Annotated in this window: 11 protein-coding genes; 10 read left to right on the forward strand and 1 reads right to left on the reverse strand. The window is 68.9% G+C overall.

Translation table 11 applies throughout. The features are described from left to right. Positions 1-118 precede the first annotated feature (118 nt). Together MSG_RS02325 and MSG_RS02330 are read left to right on the forward strand one after the other, a co-directional pair. Complete coding sequence (locus MSG_RS02325; RefSeq protein ID WP_096436738.1) at positions 119-700, forward strand: VOC family protein; 582 nt, start codon at positions 119-121, stop codon at positions 698-700. A gap of 35 nt (positions 701-735) precedes the next feature. Further along, positions 736-1,284: a hypothetical protein gene (locus MSG_RS02330; protein WP_096436740.1), complete on the forward strand. Its 549-nt coding sequence runs from the start codon at positions 736-738 to the stop codon at positions 1,282-1,284. Here MSG_RS02330 and MSG_RS02335 read toward each other — a convergent pair. After that, the gene (locus MSG_RS02335; RefSeq protein ID WP_096436742.1) at positions 1,241-1,900 is read right to left on the reverse strand and encodes a TetR/AcrR family transcriptional regulator; all 660 of its coding nucleotides are present in this window, start codon (positions 1,898-1,900) and stop codon (positions 1,241-1,243) included. The genes MSG_RS02330 and MSG_RS02335 overlap by 44 nt on opposite strands. A 90-nt stretch (positions 1,901-1,990) precedes the next feature. On the opposite strand from MSG_RS02335, the gene MSG_RS02340 reads away from it, so the two are divergent. The 8 genes from MSG_RS02340 to MSG_RS02375 all read left to right on the forward strand — a co-directional run bounded on the left by MSG_RS02340 (position 1,991) and on the right by MSG_RS02375 (position 15,672). Further along, on the forward strand, positions 1,991-2,899 hold the full coding sequence (locus MSG_RS02340) for an oxygenase MpaB family protein (protein WP_096436744.1): 909 nt from the start codon (positions 1,991-1,993) through the stop codon (positions 2,897-2,899). Positions 2,900-2,992: 93 nt separating this feature from the next. Continuing rightward, the gene (locus MSG_RS02345; RefSeq protein ID WP_096436746.1) at positions 2,993-4,627 is read left to right on the forward strand and encodes a PPE family protein; all 1,635 of its coding nucleotides are present in this window, start codon (positions 2,993-2,995) and stop codon (positions 4,625-4,627) included. 159 nt (positions 4,628-4,786) lie between these two features. Beyond that, on the forward strand, positions 4,787-5,692 hold the full coding sequence (locus MSG_RS02350; protein WP_096436748.1) for a class I SAM-dependent methyltransferase: 906 nt from the start codon (positions 4,787-4,789) through the stop codon (positions 5,690-5,692). A 164-nt stretch (positions 5,693-5,856) separates the two neighbouring features. Next, positions 5,857-7,347 carry a PPE family protein gene (locus MSG_RS02355; protein WP_096436750.1) on the forward strand — a complete coding sequence of 497 codons (1,491 nt, stop codon included), beginning with the start codon at positions 5,857-5,859 and terminating at the stop codon, positions 7,345-7,347. Between the two features lie 573 nt (positions 7,348-7,920). After that, positions 7,921-9,774, forward strand: a complete 1,854-nt coding sequence (gene eccA / locus MSG_RS02360) for a type VII secretion AAA-ATPase EccA (protein ID WP_181159124.1) — start codon at positions 7,921-7,923, stop codon at positions 9,772-9,774. Next, complete coding sequence (gene eccB, locus MSG_RS02365) at positions 9,771-11,372, forward strand: type VII secretion protein EccB (protein WP_096436752.1); 1,602 nt, start codon at positions 9,771-9,773, stop codon at positions 11,370-11,372. Before eccA ends, eccB begins: the two co-directional genes overlap by 4 nt. Further along, entirely contained in the window at positions 11,369-15,352 is a 3,984-nt protein-coding gene (eccCa, locus tag MSG_RS02370) for a type VII secretion protein EccCa (protein ID WP_096436754.1), read from the forward strand. The genes eccB and eccCa overlap by 4 nt, the downstream gene beginning before the upstream one ends. An 11-nt stretch (positions 15,353-15,363) precedes the next feature. Then, a complete protein-coding gene (locus MSG_RS02375; protein ID WP_096436756.1) occupies positions 15,364-15,672 on the forward strand; it encodes a PE family protein in 309 nt (102 codons plus the stop codon). Position 15,673: the final 1 nt, after the last annotated feature.

Raw genomic sequence — 15,673 nt, forward strand, 5'->3', positions numbered from 1 at the left:
ATTCGGCCGCGATCGACAATGCGCCGCATCCTCCCCTGGATCGAAACTGAACCTGATGTTAGGTTCAGATTTGGATCTTGGCCAGGGCGCCTTCGGAGGTAATGAAGGGAACCGCAACATGATCAGGCCGCAGAACACCAACACCGAATTCGAACTCGGGGGGATCAACCATGTGGCGTTGGTGTGCTCCGACATGGAGCGCACGGTGCACTTCTACCGCGACATCCTCGGTATGCCGCTGATCAAATCGCTGGATCTGCCCGGCGGGGCGGGGCAGCACTTCTTCTTCGACGCCGGCCACGGTGACTGCGTCGCGTTCTTCTGGTTCGCCGACGCACCCGACCGGGTGCCGGGCATCTCGTCGCCGGGAGCGATTCCGGGCATCGGCGACATTACCAGCGCCGTGAGCACGATGAACCATCTGGCGTTTCATGTCCCGCCCGAGAAGTTCGACGCCTACCGTCAGCAGCTCAAGGACAAGGGCGTGCGGGTAGGCCCGGTGCTCAATCACGACGAGAGCGAGCGGCAGGTGTCGGCGACGGTGCATCCCGGCGTCTACGTACGCTCGTTCTACTTCCAGGACCCCGACGGCGTCACCCTGGAATTCGCTTGTTGGGTGAAGGAATTCGCTGAGGGCGAGGCCAAGGCCATGCCGAAGACCGCGTCGGATCGGAGGCCGCGCGTCCAGGTCGTAGGCTGACGAGTAAAACCGTGCCGACCCGGGGGTGAGCCACGATGACCGACGGACTGTTGACCGACGAGCAGATCGCGGCGCTGACGCCGGAGCAGCGACGGGATCTAATCACGCGGCTGGAAGCGCCGCTGAATGAGGTGATCGATCCGGAGTTGCTGAACCGGATTCGGCGTATCCGCTTGGGGCTCATGGTCGGTGGTTCGATCGCGATGATTCCGTGGCTGGCGTATCTGGCGCTGACGTTGCCGGAAAGCTACGTCGCCCGCAACTGGTGGCTCACCTGGGTGGGCTTTGACGTCTTGTTGGTCGGATTCATGGTGGCGACGGCGATATTCGGGTACCTGCGCCGTCAGGTGCTGCTGTTTGCCGCGTTCACCGCCGGGGTGCTGATGATCTGCGACGCGTGGTTCGACCTGATGACCGCCGGACCCAACGACATCTGGCTGTCGGTGGTCACGGCTCTGGGGATCGAGGTACCGTTGGCGGTCCTCCTGATTACTGGTGCGCAGCGCATCATGCGACTCACCATGATGCGGTTGTGGATGCTCAATCCCGGGATGCGGCTTTGGCACCTGCCGCTGTTTCCTTGAGGCCGTACAGGTTTGGGTGAGCGATCTCATCGAGCAGCAGCGCCAGCTGATCGATGAGCTGGTCGGGCTCGAGCCGGACGTCGCCGGACAACCACGCGCTGATCATCTGCCCGACGCCGCCGACGGCGAAGTACGCGCCCCCCTTCATGCGCTCGTTCGCCGGCATCCGCGCCGCCGCGCCGGCGTGTTGCCCCAGCAGCATGGCGAACAGCGCGGTGGATTCGGCGCGCTTGCGCATGATCACGGCGTCGGCCAGCTGCGTGCTGAACAGCAAGCGGCCGATCCGGGAGTCCGACGCGACGGTCCGCACGATGTTGGCCATACCGGCACGAGCCTGTTCGGGCACCGGCGCCGCGGCGACGGCGGCCTGAGTCGTGGCAGCCAGGTCGGCCACCACCCAATCGAAGACGGCGCCGACGAATTCGTCCTTGTCGCCGAAGCCTTCGTAGAAGTAGCGCGGGGTCAGCCCGGCACGGCCGCACACGGCCCGAACCGTCACCGCGGGCCCGGTCCCCAGCAGGTCCAGACCGGCGTCCAGCAGCCGGGCGCGGCGTTCGGCCACCCGCTCGCGCGCGTCGACGCCGCGGTAGGGGCGGTCGCTCGCGGTGTCGGCCATCGCACCATCTTGACACCGAAGCGGCGCCCCGGCAATATCAGGAAACGTTCGTTATCACATTAGGCGGCGAGGGCCCCGGGAGGTCGTGCAATGGCAATTCGACAGACGCTGCACCCGCCCGTCCCGCATGTCGAACGCCCGATTGCCGACCCGCCCCGGTCGCACCCGGCCAGGCGTCCGCGGCGGGTGGCCGAGGACTACGCGCTGATGGGGGTGGCGCTGCTGGCGGGTTCGGCCAACGTGATCATGGAGCTGTCGCATCCGAGCGTGGGCCACGGCGTGGCGGAGAGCCGCGTCGAGAGCGGCCGGATCGACCGCCATCCAATCAAGCGGGCGCGCACCACGTTTACCTACATTGCGGTGGCCAACGCCGGGACCCCCGAGCAGAAGGCCGCCTACCGCCGCGCGGTCAACCGGTCGCACGCGGAGGTCTATTCGAGGCCCGGCGATCCGGTGCAGTACAACGCCTTCGATCCGGACTTGCAGTTGTGGGTGGCGGCGTGCATCTACAAAGGCGGGGTCGACATCTACCGCACCTTCGTCGGCGAAATGGCCGACGAGGACGCCGACCGGCTCTATCGCGAGGCCATGACACTGGCCACCACGCTGCAGGTGCCGCCCGAGATGTGGCCGGCGGATCGGACCGCCTTCGACAAGTACTGGCAGAAGTCGCTAGACCGGGTGCACATCGACGACACCGTGCGCGAATTCCTGTATCCGATCGCCGTCTCCCGAGTGCGGGGGGTTCGCCTGCCTCGCCGGGTGCGGGAACCGCTGGAGAACTTCAACCTGCTGATCACCACCGGCTTTCTGCCGCAACGCTTTCGTGACGAGATGAGGTTGCCCTGGGATGCGGCCAAACAGCGGCGCTTCGATCGGTTGATGGCGGTGGTGGGTGCAGTGAACTGCAGGCTGCCGAAGGTCGTCCGGCAGTTCCCGTTCAACCTGATGCTCTGGGACCTGGACCGGCGGATCCGGACGGGCAGGCCGCTGGTGTAGGGAGGCGGGGCCACCGGCTCCGGTTGATAATGACAATCATATTCATTAAGCTCTCTTCGGTCAGGTTCGACCCCAGCCCGAGGAGTTCGTCGTATGACCGCGCCGATTTGGATGGCCGCGCCGCCGGAGGTGCATTCGGCGCTGCTGAGCAGCGGACCGGGGCCGGGCCCGTTGGTGGCGGCCGCGGGCGCTTGGAGCGGCCTCAGTGCCGAATATGCCGCGGTGGCAACCGAACTCGGCGCGCTGCTGGCCGAGGTGCAGGGCGGGGTGTGGGAGGGTCCGAGCGCGGCGTCGTACGCCGCCGCGCACGCGCCGTATCTGGCGTGGTTGACCAAGGCGAGCGCCGACGCCGCCGCGACCGCCGCCCAGCACGAGACGGCGGCCGCTGCCTACACCGCGGCGCTGGCGGCCATGCCGACCCTGCCGGAGCTGGCCACCAACCACGTGGTCCATGGCGCGCTGCTGGCCACCAATTTCTTTGGTATCAACACGATTCCGATTGCGGTCAATGAAGCCGACTATGCGCGGATGTGGGTCCAGGCCGCCACCACCATGGGCACCTATCAGGCGGTGTCCACCGCGGCGCTGGCCTCGACGCCGCGGGCCGATCCGGCGCCGCAGATCCTGAAATCCGACGCGCAAGCCCAGTCCTCGTCGGGTTTCAATTTCTGGCAGTGGTTGCAGAACTTTCTGTCCGGCATCTCGAACCAGACCGTCGACCACGACCCGACGGTCAACAACTGGCTCGACCAACTGATCGCCTCGATGCTGCGCAATTTCGGTTACGTGTGGGACCCGGCTCAAGGCACACTGAATGGCCTTGACTACGACGCCTATACGAACGCGGGCACCCTGAGCTTTTGGGTCGCGCGGGCCCTGGAGTTGTTCGAGGATTTCCAGCAGTTCTTCGTGTACCTGCAACAGAATCCGATCTTGGCGATTCAGTATCTGATCAGCCTCGCATTGTTCGACTGGCCGACGCACATCGCCGAAATCTTCTTGTCCCAGCCGGAGTTGTTGGCGCCCGCACTGATCGTGGTGGCCGCGCCCCTCGCGCCGCTGGGTGCGTTGGCGGGGCTGGCCGGGTTGGCCGCGGTTCCGGCGCCGGCGGTGGTTCCGGCGCCGCCACCGATTGTGCCCGCACCGCCGTCGCTGTTACCGGCGCTCGGATCGACGCCCCTTGCCGCTCCGGCCGGGGTCCCCGCTTCGGCGCCGGCGCCCGCTGCGACCGCCACCACCGGCACGGTTGCCGGGTCCACACTCCCGCCTGCACCGCCGGCGCCGGGCGCACCCGCATTCTTCCCGCCGTACGTCGTCGGACCGCCGGGCATGGGCGTCGGCTCCGGCGTGAGTGTGGCTGCCGGCGCCGGCGCGAAAAGGAAGTCACCCGAACCCGATACGACGGCAGCGGCGGCCGCGGGCGCGGTGCGGGAGACCGCCCGCGCCCGCCGCCGCCGGCGGGCGCGGCAGCGCGACCATGGCGACGAGTTCATGGAGATGAACGTCGACGTCGACCCGGACTGGGGCGCCGATCCCGTCGTGTCCGCGTCGGATCGCGGTGCCGGCGATCTGGGGTTCGCCGGCACCGCCCGCGGACGGGCCGCGGGGGCCGCGGGCCTGACCACGCTGGCGCCCGGCGAGTTCGGCGGCGGCCCGCGGATGCCGATGCTGCCCGGCAGCTGGACCCCCGACGGTGAGCCCTACCCGCGCGACGACAGCGCGCGGTAGCCCGGCGAGCGCCGGTTCGATGGTCGACCTCCCAACCGTCAGCGTGAGCGTGGCGCTGCCAGCATCGCAGGCCGACACGCGGTTTGCCACGTCCGTGTCCACCACTACTGTTGCGCCCCACAGGGAAAGGGTGTGGCCGACGCGGCGTAGTCTCGTGGAGTGCGTAGCGAAGGCGATACCTGGGACATCACCACGAGTGTCGGTTCGACGGCGTTGTTCGTCGCCACAGCGCGAGCGCTCGAGGCGCAGAAGCCCGACCCGCTGGCCGTCGACCCATACGCGGAGATCTTCTGCCGCGCCGTCGGCGGCGAGGCTGCCGACGTCCTCGACGGCAAGGCTCCCGATCACCAGCTGAAGACCGTGGATTTCGGCCAGCATTTCGTCAACTTTCAGGGCGCGCGTACCAAGTATTTCGATGAGTACTTCCGCCGGGCCGCAGAGGCCGGTGTCCGGCAGGTGGTCATCCTGGCCGCCGGGTTGGACTCGCGCGCCTACCGGCTGGACTGGCCCGCGGGCACGGCGATCTTCGAGCTGGACCAGCCACAGGTGCTGGATTTCAAGCGTGAGGTGCTGGCTGGCCAGGGCGCCACACCGCGGGCCGACCGCCGGGAGATCGCGGTCGATCTGCGTGACGATTGGCCACAAGCATTGCGGGACAGCGGTTTCGACCCCGACAAGCCGTCGGCCTGGATTGCCGAGGGTCTGTTGATCTACCTGCCGGCCACCGCCCAGGAGCAGCTGTTCACCGGTATCGACTCGCTGGCCGGGCCGGGCAGCCATGTCGCGGTCGAGGACGGCGCGCCGATGACCGCCGAGGCGTACGAGGCTGCGGTCGCCGAAGAACGCGCCGCCACCGCCGAAGGTGACGGACGGGTGTTTTTCCAGCTGATCTACAACGAGCAGCACGCACCGGCCACCGAATGGCTCGACCAGCACGGCTGGACCGCAGTCGGCACCCCGCTGACCGATTATCTGCGGGAGGTCGGCCGGCCCGTGCCCGGTCCGGATACCGAGGCCGGCCCGATGGTCGGGCGCAACACGCTGGTCAGCGCCGTCCGGCCCTAATCCATTCGCACGCGGCCGGGCGCCGATTGGCGCCCGGTTTGGATGTCTTTGTGATGAGTCGCTTCGGCGCGGGAACTTTTGTGCGCCGCCGACCGACTACTGACGAGCTGATATTTGTGCCGCCTCCGGCTCAGGTGGCTGTGCTCAGCCCGTGAGGAGTCCTTATGACCGCGCCGGTGTGGATGGCGCTGCCCCCGGAGGGGCATTCCACCCTGCTGAGCAGCGGCCCGGGGCCGGGCGCCCTGCTGGCCTCGGCGGCGTCCTGGAGTTCGCTGAGTGCCACCTACGCGTCGGTCGCCGACGAGCTCGGCGCGACCCTGGCCGCGGTGCAGGGCGGTGCGTGGGAGGGGCCCAGCGCCGCGCAGTACGTCGCCGCCCATCAGCCCTACCTGGCGTGGCTGGTGCAGGCCAGCGCCGACAGCGCGGCGCAGGCTGCCGAGCAGGAAACCGCGGCCGCCGCCTATACCGCGGCGCTGGCGGCGATGCCGACCCTGCCCGAGTTGGCTGCCAACCACATTGTTCATGGGGCGTTGGTGGCCACCAACTTCTTTGGCATCAACACGATTCCGATCGCGGTCAACGAGGCCGACTACGTCCGGATGTGGGTCCAGGCCGCCACCACCATGACCACCTACCAGGCGGTGTCGACCACCGCGCTGGCCGCCGCCCCGCAGACGACCGCCGCCCCGCAAATCATGACGGCCGACAGCGGCGGCAACGGCGACAGCGGCGACAGCGGACTTCTCGACATCGTCGACAACGACGGCGGCAATCCGTACGACCTGTGCTGGTGGATCAACCGCTTCCTGGAAATCCCGCAGACCCTGTTTCGCGATCTGCAACTGATCGCCGAGGGTGACCCCGAAGGCTTCCTGCAACTGGAGACCGACATCTTCGCGCTGATCGGTGACGAGGTCGGCCACGTGGGCGAGGTTATCCAGGCTTTCCTGCCCCAGATCGTGGCGCTGGCGGTGGCGGCACCGGCCGTCCTCGCCAGTGGCGTCGCGGGTCTGGCCGGGCTGGCCGGTATTCAGCCCGCACCGGCCCCGGCCGTCGCCGTGCCGTTGCCGCCGCAGGCACCGAGCATGCCGACGGTGGCCGCCGGCGCTCCCGCCCTCGGCGCCGCGGGCGCGGCCCCGACGCCCTCGTCGTCTCCGGCCTCCGCGCCGGCTGCCGCCGCCACGGCGGCCCCGGCGCCGACGGCCCCGCCGTCACCTCCCGCCGTCGCGGGAGCCGCCTTCCCCTATCTGGTGAGCCCCCCCACCATCGGGAACGGGCTGGGTGCGGGTGCCGGTGCCCAGCGCAAGGCGCCCGAGCCGGATGCCGTGGCCGCCGCGGCGGCGGCAGCGGCGTCCGCACGGGAGGCGCAACGAGCGCGCCGGCGGCGAAGGGCCGCGATGAATGCCGACCAGCGCGGCTATCGCTACGAATTTCTCGACGCCGACCAGACCGTGGACGCCGACCCGGGCGAACAGGTGGTCGGCGCGACGCGGCCGTCCGATCGCGGGGCGGGGCCGCTGGGCTTTGCCGGGACGGTCCGCCAGAACGCCGCCGAGGCGACGGGATTGGCCACGCTGATCGGCGACGACTTCGGCGGCGACCCGAAGCTCCCGATGATGCCGGGTACCTGGCAGTCCGACGACCACGACCGGTGAGGGCGACCGAGTTCGTCGCCAGACTCGTGGCCCCACAGCGGGAACTTTTCCGGGCCGCCAGCCGACTAGTTTTTGCCTGCTCGTCGCGCCGTCCCGGCCCGGGCGGTTGCCCGAGTGCATCCCTGATCGGTGAGGAGTCGCGTGCTATGACTGCGCCGGTCCGGATGGCATTGTCGGCCGAGACGCGGCAGTCGGTCCTTTGCTGGAGCCGTCCGCAGAGACACCGTCGAGTGGCCATATCGGGGCCCGCCGGACGGGGGTGGCGCCCGGCGGGGATCGCCGCCTCGCACAACGCGGTCGTGCCCCCGATCCGCCCCGGATTGCTAATGAAAATCATTTTCAGTAAGGTTCCCTGCATGGCTGCCGCGGAAGGCGCCCCGCCCCGCCTTATGCGGCTTTACCCGAAGGCCAAGATGGGGCGAGTGATCACGGATGGGGCCAGTGTGAGCGGAACCGGAGCGGGGTGCGGGGGCATGAGTCGAGGGCTGCCGAGCACCTCGACAGTTAGCTTATGCAATGCTAACTTCAGGCGAATTGGGTTAGGGGAGACTACCTAGATGGAAAGAGTGAGCCGTGGAACGCGGTGAGACCGGCATGCTCGCAGCTCAGCCGGCCAATTCGGGCCTGAACGGCAAGGTCGACGGCGACGTCGTCAGCCGATTCGCCACCTGTTGCCGGGCGCTTGGCATCGCCGTCTACGAGCGCAAGCGACCCGCCGATCTGGCGGCCGCGCGCTCCGGTTTCACCGAACTCGCCCGCATCGCCTACGACCAGTGCGACGCATGGACGGGTCTGGCCGCGGCCGGTGATCCGTCGCTGCGCACACTCGAGGCGATTTCGCGCACCGCGGCGACGGCCGGCAGGCTGCAGCGGCAGGTCGAACTCGCGCCCGGCGCCCTCGGCTTCCGCTACGACACCGGGTTGTACCTACAGTTCCGCGCCAGCACCACCGACGAATTCCACCTCGCCTACGCCGCGGGCCTAGCAACCGCCGGACGGTTTGCCGAGGCCGACCAGATCGTCACCGGCCTGACCGGGCGCCGCCCCAATTGGCGCGAGGCCCGCTGGGTCTCCGTCGTCGTCAACTACCGCGCCGAGCGGTGGTCGGATGTCGTCAAGCTGCTGACCCCCATCGTCAACGACCCCGAACTCGACGAGTCGTTCTCGCACGCGGCCAAGATCGCCCTGGGTACCTCGCTCGCCCGGCTGGGCATGTTCGCCCCGGCGCTGTCCTACCTCGAAGAGCCCGACGGCCCCGTCGCCGTGGCCGCCCTCGATGGGACGCTGGCCAAGGCGCTCGTGTTGCGCTCGCACGTCGACGAGGAGTCGGCGAGCGAGGTGCTGCAGGACCTCTACGCGGCCCACCCGGAGAACGAGCAGGTCGAGCTGGCCCTGACCGACACCAGCTTCGGGATCGTGACCACCACCGCCGCCCGCGTCGAGGCGCGCACCGATCCGTGGGATCCCGCCACCGAGCCCAGCGCGGAGGACTTTGTCGACCCGTCCGCCCACGAGCGCAAGGGCGTGCTGCTGCACGAGGCCGAACGCCAGCTGGACGAATTCATCGGCCTGGAAGAGGTCAAGAATCAGGTGGCGCGGCTCAAGAGCTCGGTGGCCATGGAGATCCTGCGCAAGCAACGCGGTCTCGCCGTGGCGCAGCGCGCTCACCACCTGGTCTTCGCCGGCCCGCCCGGGACCGGTAAGACCACCATCGCCCGTGTGGTCGCCAAAATCTATTGCGGGCTAGGCCTTTTGAAGCGGGAGAACATCCGGGAGGTGCACCGCGCCGATTTGATCGGCCAGCACATCGGGGAGACCGAGGCCAAGACGAACGCCATCATCGACAGCGCGCTGGACGGGGTGTTGTTCCTCGACGAGGCGTATGCGCTGGTGGCCACCGGGGCCAAGAACGACTTCGGCCTGGTGGCCATCGACACGCTGCTGGCCCGCATGGAGAACGACCGCGACCGGCTGGTCGTCATCATCGCCGGCTACCGCGCCGATCTGGACAAGTTCCTCGACACCAACGAGGGCCTGCGGTCGCGGTTCACCCGCAACATCACCTTCCCGTCGTACAACGCGTCGGAGTTGGTGGAGATCGCGAACACGATGGCCCAACAGCGCGACAGCATCTTCGAGCAATCCGCGCTCGATCACATGGCGGCGCTGTTCGAGAAACTGGCCGCGACCAGCACGCCCGACTCCAACGGAGTCGAGCGCCGCAGCCTGGACATCGCGGGTAACGGCCGGTTCGTCCGGAACATCGTCGAACGATCCGAGGAAGAACGGGAATTCCGGTTGGACCATTCAGAACAGGCGGGCACCGGCGAGTTCAGCGACGCCGAACTCATGACCATCACCGACCAGGACGTCAGTAATTCCGTGGAGCCGCTGCTGCGCGGTCTCGGGTTGTCGGTGCCGGCATGACCAACCCGGAACCGCTCGATGAACGCCGCTCCTTTTCCTCCCGGACCCCGGTCAACGACAATCCCGACAAGGTCGTCTACCGGCGCGGCTTCGTCACTCGTCACCAGGTGACCGGCTGGCGTTTCGTGATGCGCCGCATCGCCTCCGGAATCGCCCTGCACGACACCAGGATGCTGGTCGACCCGTTGCGCACCCAGTCGCGGGCGGTGCTGATGGGTGTGCTCCTCGTGGTCACCGGCCTCGCGGGCTGCTTCGTGTTTTCGCTCATCCGGCCCAACGGGCAGGCGGGCAACAACGCGGTACTCGCCGACCGGGAGACGGCGGCGCTGTATGTGCGGGTGGGCGATGCGCTGCACCCCGTGCTCAACCTGACCTCGGCCCGGCTGGTCGTCGGTAAGCCGGTCAACCCGACAACCGTGAAAAGCACTGAGCTGGACCGCTTTCCACGCGGCAACCTGATCGGGATTCCGGGCGCTCCGGAGCGGATGGTGCAGAACACCTCGCGCGACGCGAACTGGACGGTCTGCGACACGATCAGCGAAGCGGCCCCGGGCGGCCATGCCGCCCATAGCACCGGCATCACCGTGATCGCGGGCCCGCCCGACACCCACGGCGCGCGTGCCACCAACCTCGGTGCCGCACAGGGCATCCTCGTCGACAACGCCAACAGCACCTGGCTGCTGTGGGACGGCAAGCGCAGCCAGATCGATCTGGCCGACCGCGCCGTCACCAACGCCCTCGGCCTCGGTGCCGACGTCCCGGCGCCGCGGCCCGTGGCGCCGGGGTTGTTCAACGCGATTCCGGAATCCCCGGCGCTGACGGCCCCGGCCATCCCGAATGCCGGTGCCGCGCCGGCATTCGCGGCTCCCGGCCCGATCGGCTCGGTGCTGGTGTCCTACGGCTTGGACAGGTCGGCGTCCGACGCGGTGCGGTACTACGCTGTGCTGCCGGATGGCCTGCAGCCGATCTCGCCGGTGCTCGCCGCGATCCTGCGCAACACCAACTCCTACGGCCTGGATCAGCCGCCGCGGGTCGGCGCCGACCAGGTGGCGAAGCTGCCGGTGTCGCGGTTGCTGGACACCGCTGGCTATCCCGACCAGTCGCTCAGCCTGGTCGATGCGGCCAAAAACCCTGTCGCCTGCGCCTATTGGACCAAGCCCGCCGGAGCCGCCAGCAGCTCGCTGAGCCTGTTGTCGGGCTCGGCGGTGCCGGTGCCCGATGCCGTCCGCACCCTCGATCTCGTCGGGGCGGGCGGCGGCGTCGCCACCCGGGTGGCCCTGGCGCCGGGCACCGGCTACTTCGCCCAGACCGTCGGCGGCGGCCCGACCTCACCGGGCGTCGGATCGTTGTTCTGGATCTCCGACACCGGAGTGCGCTACGGCATCGATACCGAATCCGACAGCTCCGGGGCCGGACGCTCGAAAGCCGTTGAGGCCCTTGGTCTCAACCCGCCGGCGGTGCCGATCCCGTGGTCGATCCTGTCGCTGTTCGCGAGCGGGCCGACGTTGTCGCGCGCCGATGCGCTGCTCGCGCACGACGGATTGCCGCCCGACAGCAAGCCCGGCCGCCCCGTGTCGGCCGAAGGAGGACCTCGATGAGCCGCCTGATCTTCGAAGCGCGCCGACGGCTGGCGCCGCCAACCACCCGCAAGGGCGCCATCGCCATCGAGGCGCCCCCCGAGCTGCCCCGGGTGATTCCGCCGTCGTTCCTGCGGCGCGCGATGCCGTATGTGATCGTCATTCTGATTGTCGGCATGATCGTCGCGCTGGTCGCGACCGGGATGCGGGTGATTTCCCCACAGACCCTGTTCTTCCCGTTCGTGCTGCTGTTGGCGGCGACCGCCCTCTATCGCGGCAACGACAACAAGATGCGCACCGAGGAGGTCGACGCCGAGCGGGCCGACTACCTGCGTTACCTATCGGTGGTCCGGGACAACATCCGGACCCAGGCCGCCCAGCAGCGCGCCGCGGCGCAATGGTCGCATCCGGAACCGGCGGCCCTGGCGGCCATCCCGGGATCGCGTCGCCAGTGGGAGCGCGACCCGCACGACCCCGATTTCCTGGTGGTGCGGGCGGGCCGCGATCAGGTGCCGCTCGACACCGCACTGCGGGTCAACGACACCGCCGACGAGATCGACCTGGAACCGGTGTCGCACAGCGCATTACGTAGCCTGCTCGATACCCAGCGCATCGTCCGCGACGTGCCCGTCGGGATCGATCTGACCAAGGTCTCCCGCATCACCGTGCTGGGTGCGGCCGACGAGGTCCGGGCGGCGCTGCGCGCGTGGGTCGCTCAGGCCGTCACCTGGCACGACCCGACCGTGCTGGGGGTGGCGCTGGCCAGCCGCGACCTGGAGGGCCGCGACTGGTCCTGGCTGAAATGGCTGCCGCACGTCGACATTCCCGGCCAGGTCGACGGCGTCGGGCCGGCCCGCTATCTGTCGACCAATGCCGACGAGCTCGCCGCGTCGCTGGGCTCGACGGTCGCCGATCGGCCCGCGTTCACCGGCGGGGCCGCCGATGCCCTGCGGCACCTGCTGATCGTGGTCGACGACCCCGACTTCGATGTGCACTCCTCGGCGCTGGCCGCGGACCGGGCCGGGGTCACCGTCATTCAGCGCCGCACCACCGAGCCGAACCGCGAACAGTATTCGGATCCCGAAAGGCCGATCCTGCGCGTCGAACGCGGTTCGCTGCAGCGCTGGCAGACCGGCGGTTGGCAGCCCTACATCGACAACGCCGATGCGTTCGGTGCCGACGATGCGGGGCACCTCGCCCGGCAACTGTCGCGCTGGGATTCCAATCCGACGCACACCGGGCTGCGCTCGGCGGCCACCCGGGGCGCCAGCTTCACCACGCTGCTGGGGATTTCGGACGCCTCGCAGCTGGACGTGGCCACACTGTGGGCGCCGCGGCGCCGCGACGATGAGTTGCGGGTTCCGATCGGCGTCACCACGACCGGCGAGCCGCTGCTGTTCGACCTCAAGGACGAGGCGGAGGGTGGCATGGGGCCGCACGGCCTGATGATCGGTATGACCGGGTCGGGCAAGTCGCAGACCCTGATGTCGATTCTGTTGTCGCTGTTGACGACTCACTCCGCCGATCGGCTGATCGTGATCTATGCGGACTTCAAGGGTGAGGCCGGGGCCGACAGCTTCCGTAACTTCCCCCAGGTCGTTGCGGTGATCTCGAACATGGCCGAGAAGAAGTCGCTGGCCGACCGGTTCGCCGACACCCTGCGCGGTGAGGTTGCCCGGCGCGAGACGCTGCTGCGCGAGGCCGGTCGCCGCGTTCAGGGCAGCGCGTTCAACTCGGTTACCGAGTACGAAAACGCTCAGGCATCCGGCGCGCCGGGCGCCGCAGATCTCCCGCCGATCCCGACGCTGTTCGTGGTCGCCGACGAGTTCACCCTGATGCTGGCCGACTACCCGGAGTATGCCGAGCTTTTCGACTACGTCGCACGTAAGGGCCGGTCGTTCCGCATCCACATCCTGTTCGCGTCGCAGACGCTGGACGTGGGCAAGATCAAGGACATCGACAAGAACACCTCCTACCGAATCGGGTTGAAGGTGGCGAGCCCTTCGGTATCACGCCAGATCATCGGCGTGGAGGACGCCTACCACGTCGAATCCGGCAAGGAGCACAAGGGGGTGGGCTTCCTGGTCCCCGCTCCCGGCGCCGCCCCGATCAAGTTCCGCAGCACCTACGTCGACGGCATTTACGACCCGCCGCGCGCCGCCAAAGAGCTTGTCGTGCAATCGGTCCCGGAGCCCCGGCTGTTCGCGGCGGGGTGGGTCGAGCCGGACCAGGGCACCGTGATCTCCGGTGCCGACGAAGCGGAGTTGCCCGAGCCGCCGCGCAAGCTGATCGCGACCATCGGCCAGCAGCTCGCGCAGTACGGGCCGCGGGCGCCCCAGCTGTGGCTGCCGCCGCTGGACGAGCCCATCCCGTTGACCGAGGTGCTGGAGCAGGCCGCAGTGCCGCCGCGGCAGTGGCGCTGGCCGCTCGGCGAGATAGACAAGCCGTTCGAGATGCGCCGCGACCCGCTGGTCTTCGACGCCACCTCGGCAGCCGGCAACGTGGTGATCCACGGCGGGTCCAAGTCCGGCAAATCGACCGCACTGCAGACGTTCATCCTGTCGGCGGCCAGCCTGCATTCGCCGCGCGACGTCACGTTCTACTGCCTGGACTACGGCGGCGGGCAGTTGCGGGCGCTGGAGAACCTGGCGCATGTCGGCAGCGTGGCCTCGGCGCTGGAGCCCGAACGTATTCGCCGTACCTTCGGCGAGCTGGAGCAGCTGTTGCTGTCCCGGCAGCGGCGCGAGCTGTTCCGCGACAAGCACGGCAGCGCCCCCGACGACGGCTTCGGCGAGACCTTCCTGATCATCGACAACCTGTATGCCTTCGGCCGGGACAACACCGACCAGTTCAACACCCGCAACCCGTTGCTGGCCAGGGTGACCGAACTCGTCAATGTCGGCTTGGCGTATGGCATCCACGTGATCATCACCACCCCGAGCTGGCTGGAGGTGCCGCTGGCCATGCGCGACGGCCTCGGGCTGCGGCTCGAGCTCAAGCTGCACGACGCGCGCGACAGCAACGTGCGGGTGCCCGGTGCACTGCGCCGGCCGGCCGAAGCCGTGCCGCACGACCAGCCCGGCCGGGGGCTGACGATGGCCGCCGAGCACTTCCTATTCGCCAGCCCCGAGCTGGACGCGGAGACAGACCCGGTGGCCGCGATCAACGCCCGCTACCCCGGGGTGGCCGCTCCGCCCGTCCGGTTGCTGCCGACCAACCTGTCGCCCGACGCGCTCGGACCCTTGCATCGGGGCCAGGAGAAGGTGGTCATCGGTCAGCGCGAAGAAGATCTGGAACCGGTCGTCGTCGACTTCGCCGAGAACCCGTTGTTGATGGTGTTCGGCGACAGCAAGTCTGGAAAGACCACGCTGCTGCGCCACGTCATTCGCACGATCCGGGAGAACTCCACCGCGGATCGGGTGGCCTTCACGGTGCTGGACCGGCGGCTGCATCTCGTCGAGGAGCCGCTGTTCGCGGACAACGAATACACTGCCAACATCGATCGGATCATCCCGGCGATACTCGGCCTGTCCAACATCATCGAATCGCGCCGCCCGCCGGCGGGCTTGTCGGCGGCCGAGCTGGCCCGGTGGACCTACGCGGGCCACACCCACTACCTGATCATCGACGACGTGGACCAGATCCCCGACGCACCCGCGATGAGCGGTCCCTACGTCGGGCAGCGGCCGTGGGCCAGCCTGATTCCGCAACTGTCGCAGGCCGCCGACTTGGGGTTGCGGGTGATCGTCACCGCCCGCGCCACCGGGTCGGGGCACGCGTTGATGACCAGCCCGTTGTTGCGGCGGTTCAACGACCTGCAGGCGACGACGCTGATGCTGGCGGGCAATCCGCAGGACAGCGGGAAGATCCGAGGCCAACGATTCGGCCGGTTGCCCGCCGGACGCGCAATTCTGTTGGGGGACAGCGACAGTCCCACCTATGTGCAGCTGGTCAACCCGTTGGTTGGCGAGTCCGCCGTGTTTGGTGAAACGCGACAGTAGAAGGAGTTGCCATGACATTGCGAGTGGTTCCCGAAGGCCTGGCCGCGACCAGCGCGGCGGTCGAGGCGCTGACGGCGCGGCTGGCGGCCGCGCACGCGGCGGCCGCCCCGGCCATCACCGCGGTGGTGCCGCCGGCGGCGGATCCGGTGTCGCTGCAGACCGCCCTCGGGTTCAGCGCCCAGGGTCAGGAGCACGCCGCGGTCGCCGCCGAGGGTGTCGAAGAGCTGGGCCGCGCCGGCGTCGGCGTGGGCCAGTCCGGCGTGAGCTACCTCGCGGGCGACACCGCGGCCGCCGCGAGCTATGGAGTGGCGGGCGCCTGAC

It is taken from the genome of Mycobacterium shigaense (assembly GCF_002356315.1).
Taxonomy (GTDB): domain Bacteria; phylum Actinomycetota; class Actinomycetes; order Mycobacteriales; family Mycobacteriaceae; genus Mycobacterium; species Mycobacterium shigaense.